Raw genomic sequence first — 3,345 nt, 5'->3', positions numbered from 1 at the left:
CGGATTCGAGTCGCTCTGGGTGCCGGCATCCTTGCTGCAGGACTCGGAGCGCCGGCGCCTTGTCGACGCCTTGTTCGCGGCGAGCCGCCGCAAGAAAGTCGAGCTGCAGTTCAGCAAGGGATTGGCCGGCGCGCCTGACGAAGCGATCGCCGCCGCCAAGGACACGGCGACCAATCCTGCTGCGACCGAAGCCTTCGCCCTGGCCGTCATCGCCGGCGGCGAAGGCCCGCGCTATCCCGGACTCGCGCGGCCGCCGATCGACGTGGCTGCCGCCCGAAACAACGCGCGCGCGATCGATCTCGCCGCCGCGGAACTGCTTCGCGTAGCGCCGAACGCGGGCTCGTACATATCCGAAAGCAATTACTTCAATCCGCGGTGGCAGACCGCCTATTGGGGCGAGAACCATGCGCGGCTTCAAGCGGTCAAAGCGAAATACGATCCCGACGGGCTGTTCTTCGTGCACAATGGCGTCGGCAGCGAAGGATGGTCCGCCGACGGATTTACGCGGCTCTCGTGAATTTCGAGATCGATCCCGGCCAAGAAGTCTTTGCATAGCGAAACATGATCCTCGCTCCGACGTCGCGATGGCCGAATTTGACGTGGATAGGGGAAAAGGCGCCCGGGATAAGGCGCAAGGCCGGAGCCAATTCCCGGTGCTGTTCGGGCACTTGGGCGGGGGTCACGCGCTAATCGGAGGAGGAGGAAAGGCCGGCTCGTGTGAAGGGTTTCGGATGACGGCCCCATCTGGAACGATACCACGGGCGGGGCCGTCGTCAGAAAAGCTCTAGGGAAGGAACCCCTGGACGTTGAGGGAGAGCAGAGCCGCGCTATGAGGATTTGACTTGGACGTCGTGCGTAGGTCGGCGCCATCGAGACGAGAGAATCATGCGATCGTGGGCGGCGAGTTGGCAGATCAGCTTTGGACGAGCGATGCCGCGGTGTTCGAGCGACGGCGCCAAGCTCATCGGTGATGCCGGGCGGCTATCGGGCCATGCAACAGCGTTCATGACGGCGACGAGTTCGCCTTGCGGCATTCCAAATGCGTTCTCTTCTGTCGCCTCGCTGACGGCACCACGGATCGTGCGCTTACGGTCCTAAAGCGCACCACCCACATGTGGCCAGTTCGAGGGTGAACATCAATTTTTCCGCGCGACGGGGGACTTCCGACGCCCAGGCTCCAAACCGATCCACCACGTCGACAAATATCGGTGATCTCCAGGCGTTTGATTGCGCCAGCAGCTCGATCACGTCTTTCGGTCTATTGATCGTGAGGTTCGCGGCGGGCTGGCGCATTTCCCTGACGGGTAGATACCGGCGTTCCGCAAGAAACTGAGACAGACGTCGAATCTAGGGCGCTTCACTGCCGACGGGCCGGAGAACAGTGCTGGCACTACAGGGAATTGGCACGGAGAAGGCGAAATGAGATCGAATTTCCACTCGTTTCAGAACGCATTGGCAGCTGGTGCATCGCCTTATGCTGCTGCCATGCAGACCTTTACGGGCAAGATCGTGCTGAACGGCTTTAGAAAAGCAACCATCGTGACCAACACGTCTACACATGTCGTTGTGGAGTTCAGAAGGCCATGAAGGACGAAGTGGTCGCTGAATTGCGCGCGGGATGAAAGGATTCGTCGGCAAGTCAAATTGTGGCCAAGTATAGAGAATTGGAGAGCCAGGCATTGCAGTCTGGATCGAGGCAATTCACCTTCATAACGCATTTCAGCGCGGCGTTTTCCGGATATTCCACTGCGCTTTATCACGGACGCCAACACATCGCTGTTTGCCGGTGGATTGAGCGATGTGGAATTGGATGAACCACTCGCGCCGTGGTTAGGCCAGACGAAACATGACGGCTTAGTTTGACTCCACGATCTTCCCTCCCGGTCTCAGACAACCGAAGGGCACCCGCCGTTAGCGTGCCTCATCCACTAACGAATAGCTGGTGCTCCGTCCGCCGGCTGCATCCTTCTGCAGGATACCCCGGCTAATCAGGTTCTCGATGTCACGCGCAGCCGTGGCCTGTGAAACTTTGGCCAGCCTAGCCCACTTGGAGGAGGTCAGCTTCCCTTCAAATCCATCGAGCAGCCGGTTGATAACAACACGCTGCCGGTCATTGAGAGAACTGCCGGCATGCAGTTCCCAGAACCGCGCCTTGCGCAGCACGTTGGCCAGGATCGCCTCGGCGCCATCAAAGGCTCGGGCCAGGCACCCTAGAAACCATTCGAGCCAAGCGGTGATATCGAGGCCGCCCTTCTGCGTCGCTTCCAGGATGTCGTAGTAGGCATTGCGCTCGTTCCGTATCTGCGCAGACATGCTGTAAAATCGCTGCGCGCTGCCTTCTGACCGCGCCAACGCCAGGTCGGCAATCGCCCGCGCAATACGGCCATTGCCGTCCTCGAACGGATGGATGGTCACGAACCAGAGATGGGCGACCCCCGCCTTCGCCACCGGATCAATGCCGCTGTCATCATTAAACCACGCTAGGAAGCGCTGCATTTCGTTTTCGAGGCGATCGGCGGTCGGCGCTTCATAGTGAACACGCTCATGGCCAATCGGGCCGGATACGACCTGCATGGGACCGGACCGTTCCGTCCGCCATGCGCCGACGACGATTCTGGTCATGCCGCTGCGTCCCGTCGGGAAGAGCGCCGCATGCCAGCCGAAGAGCCGCTCCGATGTGAGAGCTTCCGCGTATTTTTCGGTGGCATCGAGGGTCATCTCCACAACACCTTCGATATGTCGGTCGGCTGGCGCCAGCGCGCCGATATCCATGCCCAGACGCCGCGCAAGCGAGGATCGGACCTGCTCCCTGTCGAGAACCTCTCCCTCGATCTCGCTGGATTTGACGACCTCTTCGGTGAGGGTTTGCAGAGAGGCTTCTGCCCGAAGCGTGAAGCCGAGACCCTCCATCCGGCCGATCAGCCGGCCCTGCTTATGACGTACCGCCGCCAGCCTCTCCGCCAGCTGCTCCGCATTCCAGTGTAGTTTCGGCCAGTTTCGAAGTTGGTGTACGTAGGTAACCATTCTCTGCATCCTTTGCAGAGAATATGGGACTTATTCTCGTCACACGCAATAATATTCCAATCATTTAGAATAAGCCCCGCCGATTTCGTCACGTTAAGCAAGCCATTGAAATAAAACATATTTCTGAAAAACCTCGATCCGAAAGCCCCGACCTCCAAGGCACTAGAGACGGATGGAGCGAACCTCCGTCCCGGCCCTGACGCAATACGATGAGGTCCTGTTCGCTCCGCAGATGTTCGACAAACCGAAACCGGTACGTGGCGCAATGTCGATTAGCCCGCCCGAGGACGGCTGACGCACAACGCTGTGCGGCATGAGCCA

3 protein-coding genes are annotated in these 3,345 nt (G+C 59.6%); 2 read left to right on the top strand and 1 reads right to left on the bottom strand.

Features of this window, described 5'->3' with window-relative positions; genetic code table 11:
- The coding region (locus tag JOY90_RS34210; protein ID WP_291695507.1) for a BBE domain-containing protein at nucleotides 1–517 on the top strand (517 nt) is incomplete at its 5' end.
- A 902-nt stretch (nucleotides 518–1,419) separates the two neighbouring features.
- Nucleotides 1,420–1,587: a hypothetical protein gene (locus JOY90_RS34205; protein WP_291695506.1), complete on the top strand. Its 168-nt coding sequence runs from the start codon at nucleotides 1,420–1,422 to the stop codon at nucleotides 1,585–1,587.
- A 324-nt stretch (nucleotides 1,588–1,911) separates the two neighbouring features.
- Here JOY90_RS34205 and JOY90_RS34200 read toward each other — a convergent pair whose 3' ends face one another.
- Nucleotides 1,912–3,024: a Fic family protein gene (locus tag JOY90_RS34200; RefSeq protein ID WP_291695505.1), complete on the bottom strand. Its 1,113-nt coding sequence runs from the start codon at nucleotides 3,022–3,024 to the stop codon at nucleotides 1,912–1,914.
- Nucleotides 3,025–3,345: the final 321 nt, after the last annotated feature.

This window comes from Bradyrhizobium sp. (assembly GCF_019242285.1).
Lineage (GTDB): Bacteria > Pseudomonadota > Alphaproteobacteria > Rhizobiales > Xanthobacteraceae > Bradyrhizobium.
The sequence above is the reverse complement of the archived record's forward strand: the minus strand, read 5'-3'. Positions and strand labels throughout refer to the sequence as shown.

Excerpts from the sequence above, each read along its gene's own strand:
- JOY90_RS34205 (WP_291695506.1), top strand. The coding sequence starts at position 1,420 with ATGAGATCGAATTTCCACTCGTTTCAGAACGCATTGGCAGCTGGTGCA.
- JOY90_RS34200 (WP_291695505.1), bottom strand. The coding sequence starts at position 3,024 with ATGGTTACCTACGTACACCAACTTCGAAACTGGCCGAAACTACACTGG.